The 4,073-nt window shown below is 68.4% G+C and carries 3 protein-coding genes; 1 reads left to right on the top strand and 2 read right to left on the bottom strand.

Annotated features, from left to right (window positions below; all coding sequences use genetic code 11):
* The coding region (locus tag G3O00_RS40450; RefSeq protein ID WP_206146346.1) for an XRE family transcriptional regulator at positions 1-531 on the bottom strand (531 nt) is incomplete at its 3' end.
* A 421-nt stretch (positions 532-952) separates the two neighbouring features.
* On the opposite strand from G3O00_RS40450, the gene G3O00_RS40445 reads away from it, so the two are divergent.
* A complete protein-coding gene (locus tag G3O00_RS40445; protein WP_206146345.1) occupies positions 953-2,803 on the top strand; it encodes a M24 family metallopeptidase in 1,851 nt (616 codons plus the stop codon).
* Positions 2,804-2,822: 19 nt separating this feature from the next.
* On the opposite strand, the gene G3O00_RS40440 is transcribed toward G3O00_RS40445, so the two are convergent.
* On the bottom strand, positions 2,823-4,073 hold a 1,251-nt coding region (locus G3O00_RS40440), incomplete at its 5' end, for an SGNH/GDSL hydrolase family protein (protein ID WP_206146344.1).

Here is a 4,073-nt window from a genome sequence, read left to right as displayed (position 1 = left end):
GACCGCGATCACCTCGGCCGGCCCGTCGCCCACGTTGGCGACCCGATGCCGCTTGCGCGCGTCGAAGTGCAGCGAGTCGCCGGGGGACAGCGGGTAATCCTTCTTGCCGACCGTGTAGCAGATCCGGCCGGCCAGCACGTACACGAATTCGTCGCCGCCGTGCGCGACCCATTCCGAGCGATAGCCTTCCATCATCTGCACCTTGAGCGCGTTGATCTGGCTGCCGTCGAACGTGGTGGACAGGCGTTCGTACCACTGCGACCTGGCGTCGAGCGCGTACGGCTTGCGGCGGCCCTCGTGAGAATCGGGCTGGGCCTGGCGCGGCTGGTCGATCAGCGCGCTGAGCGGCACGTCGAGCGCCTTCGCGACGTTGACGAGCGACGACAGCGAGATGCCCGTGAGGTGGCGCTCGACCTGGGACAGGAACCCGACCGACAGCTTCGCTTCGGTCGCGACTTCCAGCAGCGTCTTCTTCGCTTCCCGGCGCAGGCGGCGAATGCGCTGGCCGATACGCATGAGGTCTGAATCCATGAATCTCTTTCGTGGCAACGAGTCGGGAGGCGAGCGGACGGGCGGTGCAGTCGCCGGACAGGGGATTCCGCGCATCGCACGAAGCACGGCCGTCGGGACGGCGATGCCGGCGCATTGTACCGCGCGGTGTCGCCGGGTGAATTCACGTTGTGCCAGGATGCGCAGGCCTCACGCCGATTTTAGCCCTACGAAAATTTTATCTTGACCTCAATTTCGGCGTGCTCTAGATTCTGCTGCGCGCATCAAACAAAGTTAAGTGGGACGAAAATTTTTCAAGGGCCTGCCGCCGGAACGGCGGCCCGGCGCCATGCGGGGTCGAGCGCCGACCGTGCAGCGGCGCCGTGCCGTGTCAGGCCTGCCTCGGGCTTGCTCCCCGCCGCGTCACCGCCGGCCGCCGACAACAATGCATAACGGGCTTCCGATGATCGATCGACTGAAATACAGCTTCTCCGGCCTTCCCCCGTACGACGCGTCCGTCGCCGACACGCAGGCTGGTTTGTCGCGCCTGCTCGATGCCGCGCGGCTCGACGCGGTGCTGGTCACGTCGCAGGACGAATACGTGACCGAGTACCTGCCGCTCGCCAACAATCCGCGCTACGCGGTGTCGGGTTTCGACGGCTCGGCCGGCTGCGGGATCTTCCTGAGCGCGGCGACCGCGCAGGCGCTCGATCTGCCCCCGTTCGTCCTGTTCGTCGATGGCCGCTATCACCTGCAGGCCGAGCAGCAGTGCGATCCGGCGCGCGTGCGCATCGAGAAGCTCGGGATGAACGTGACGATCTGGCAGGCGATGGCCGACTGGCTGGTCGCGCACGGCAGCCGGCTCGCACGGGTCGGCTACGATGCGCTGCGGATCAGCGTCGGGCAGCGCGATCGCCTGTTCGAACAGACGCAGGCCGCATCGCTCGACTGGACGAGCCTCGCCGACCGGGAAATCGATCGCGCGATCGCGTTGCCGGGCTGGGTCGTCGAGCGGCCGATCTTCGAAGTACCGGAAGCGGCGACCGGCCTGAGCGTCGCGCAGAACCTCGACATGCTGAACCGCCAGCTCGCCGCGCATACCGGCGCACCGGACGGCAAGACGGCATTTTTCTCCTGCGCGTCGGACGACCTCGCGTATCTGCTGAACAGCCGCGGCTATCACATCCCGAATGCGTCGTCGCATCTCGGCTTCCTGTTCGCGGTCGGCCAGCAGGTGGCGTTGTTCCTGCCGGAAGGCTGCGACCGCTGCGAAGTCACGCTCGCGTCGTATCCGGCGCTGCACGTGATCCGGCGCGATGTCGTGGCGCTCGAGCGCTTTCTCGCCCAGTTCGACGTCGAGCACGTGTGCTACGGCTACGAATCGGTGAACTGCGCGCTCGTCGACGCGGTGAAGCGGGTGTGGCCCCAGGCGCAGCATGCCGACTTCAACCCGGTCGAAGCGATGCGGGCCGGCAAGACGCCGGCGGTGCTCGACCGGTTCCGCGACGCGTTCGCGCGCAGCTCCGCGGCGATCGCCGAGACGATGCGCTGGGCGAAGGCCGGCGAGCCGGGCACGCGCCACACCGAATACGACCTGGCGCGCACGATCAACGACGCATACGGCGCACGCTCGGCGGTGGCGCTGACGTTTCCGTCGATCGCGGCGAACGGCGCGAACAGCGCGTTCGCGCACTACACGGCGGCGAGCGCCGACGTCGAGCTGACGGAAGGCGAACTCGTGCTGCTCGACAGCGGCGCTTATTACGAAGCCGGCTTCGCGACGGATTGCACGCGCGTGGTGCTGCGCCGGACTGACCCGGATACGGTCGCGCAGCCGTGGCAGCGCGAGATCTACACGGTCGCGCTGAAGGCCTGCATCAAGGGGCTCGTCACGCGCTTCCCGAGCACCGCCAAGGGCGGCGACGTCGATGCGCTCGTGCGGCAGGTGTGCCGCGACCACGGGCACGATTTCGGCCACGGCACCGGGCACGGCGTCGGGATTCACGTACACGAGGGCGGCGTGCGGTTCGCGCCGGGCGCGAAGTACGGGCTCGTGCCGAATGCGGTGATTTCGGTCGAGCCGGGCATCTACGTGCCGGGCAAGGGCGGCGTGCGGATCGAGAACATCGTGATTATCCACCGGGACGACGCGCAGCCGGATACCGTCACGTTCGAGAACATCGTGACGGTCGGCTACGACTGGGACCTGATCGATCTCGACCTGCTCGACGACGACGAGCGCGCGTACCTGCGCGACTACGAGCGGCTGTGCGTCGAACGCGGCACGCAGGTCACCGCGTGTCCGCTGCTGTAAGCACCGCCGCCCGCGCCGGTCAGTTCAGCAGGCGCGCGCGCACGAACGGCGCGATCCGCTCGGCGAGCCACGCGTGCGTGCGCGTGGTCGGGTGCAGCGTGTCCCAGAACACGAAGCGCGCCGGATCGCGGCAGTCCGCGCGCGGCGTCTGCGCGCTCAGGTAGGTGAGCGACGACGGTTTCGGGATGTCGAGGCATGCACGCTTCGCGTCGTCGAAGCCGTACTGGGCCGGGTGGCTCAGCAGGTCGTCGAACAGCGCGTACGCATCGAACACCTCGAGCCGCAGCGTCGCGCCGTAGCGGGCGCGCAGCGCGGCGGCCGCGTCGGCGAGGCGCTGGTTGTAGTCCTTCACCTGCGCGGCGACGCTCGCGGTGTCGGTGCGGGTCGCGAACACCGGCGCGCGCGACACGTCCGGCAGCGTGACGAGCATGATCCGCGTCGCGCCGGCCGCGGCGAGCCGCTCGAGGCTGTCGCGTACCGCATTCGCTGCCTGCTCGGGCGAGCGCCCGTAGTTCACCAGATCGTTGCCGCCTGCGAACACCGCGAACAGCGTGTTGGCGGGCCGGTAGTCGGGCGCGCGATCCATGTATTCGCGCCACGAGTCGATCTGCTGCACGAGGCCCGGCACGACGAGGTACTGGTCGGTGGCCGCGCCGCCGATTGCCCAGTTGTAGAACGGCAGCCGCAGCGTGTTCGCGAGATATTCGGCCCACACCGGGCCGTTGCTGAAGCGTCCCGCCTGCCAGCTCGTGCCGTTCGGCAGCTTCCACTGGCTCGCGTTGAACATGTTCTGCGTGTCGGACAGGCTGTCGCCGAACACGATCAGCTTGTTGACGCGCGCGTCCTGCTGCGTGGCATCGATGGTCCACACTGTGTAGTTGAACGACAGCGCGTTGTTGGCCGCGACCGCCTGCACGAGGCCGGTCTTGATGCCTTTCGCGGCCAGCGTCTTGCGGCACACGTCGGCGAGCGCGTCCTGCGACGTCGTGCTGTAGAACATGTTCTTCCACTGCGTGATGCCGTCCGCCCACCAGTAGCCGGACACGCGATACCAGTCGCCGCCGGCGGGGTTGCGCGCCCATTCGTAGGTCGCGGCCGGCTTCAGCGGGTCTGCGTCGATCCGGTACCAGCAGCGCAGATACGTGTAGGTGTCGGACCCGCGGCGCGACGCGCGCTGTGTCGTGCCCGGCGTGCCGGGCGCGCTCGAGGCGGTCGGCGGCACGACATCGGGGCCGGCCGGCGACAGCGACATGTCGCCCGTCGGCGTGGA

It is taken from the genome of Burkholderia sp. Ac-20384, from assembly GCF_017104605.1.
GTDB classification, from domain to species: Bacteria; Pseudomonadota; Gammaproteobacteria; order Burkholderiales; family Burkholderiaceae; genus Burkholderia; species Burkholderia lata.
This window is presented reverse-complemented; position numbering and strand designations above follow the sequence as displayed.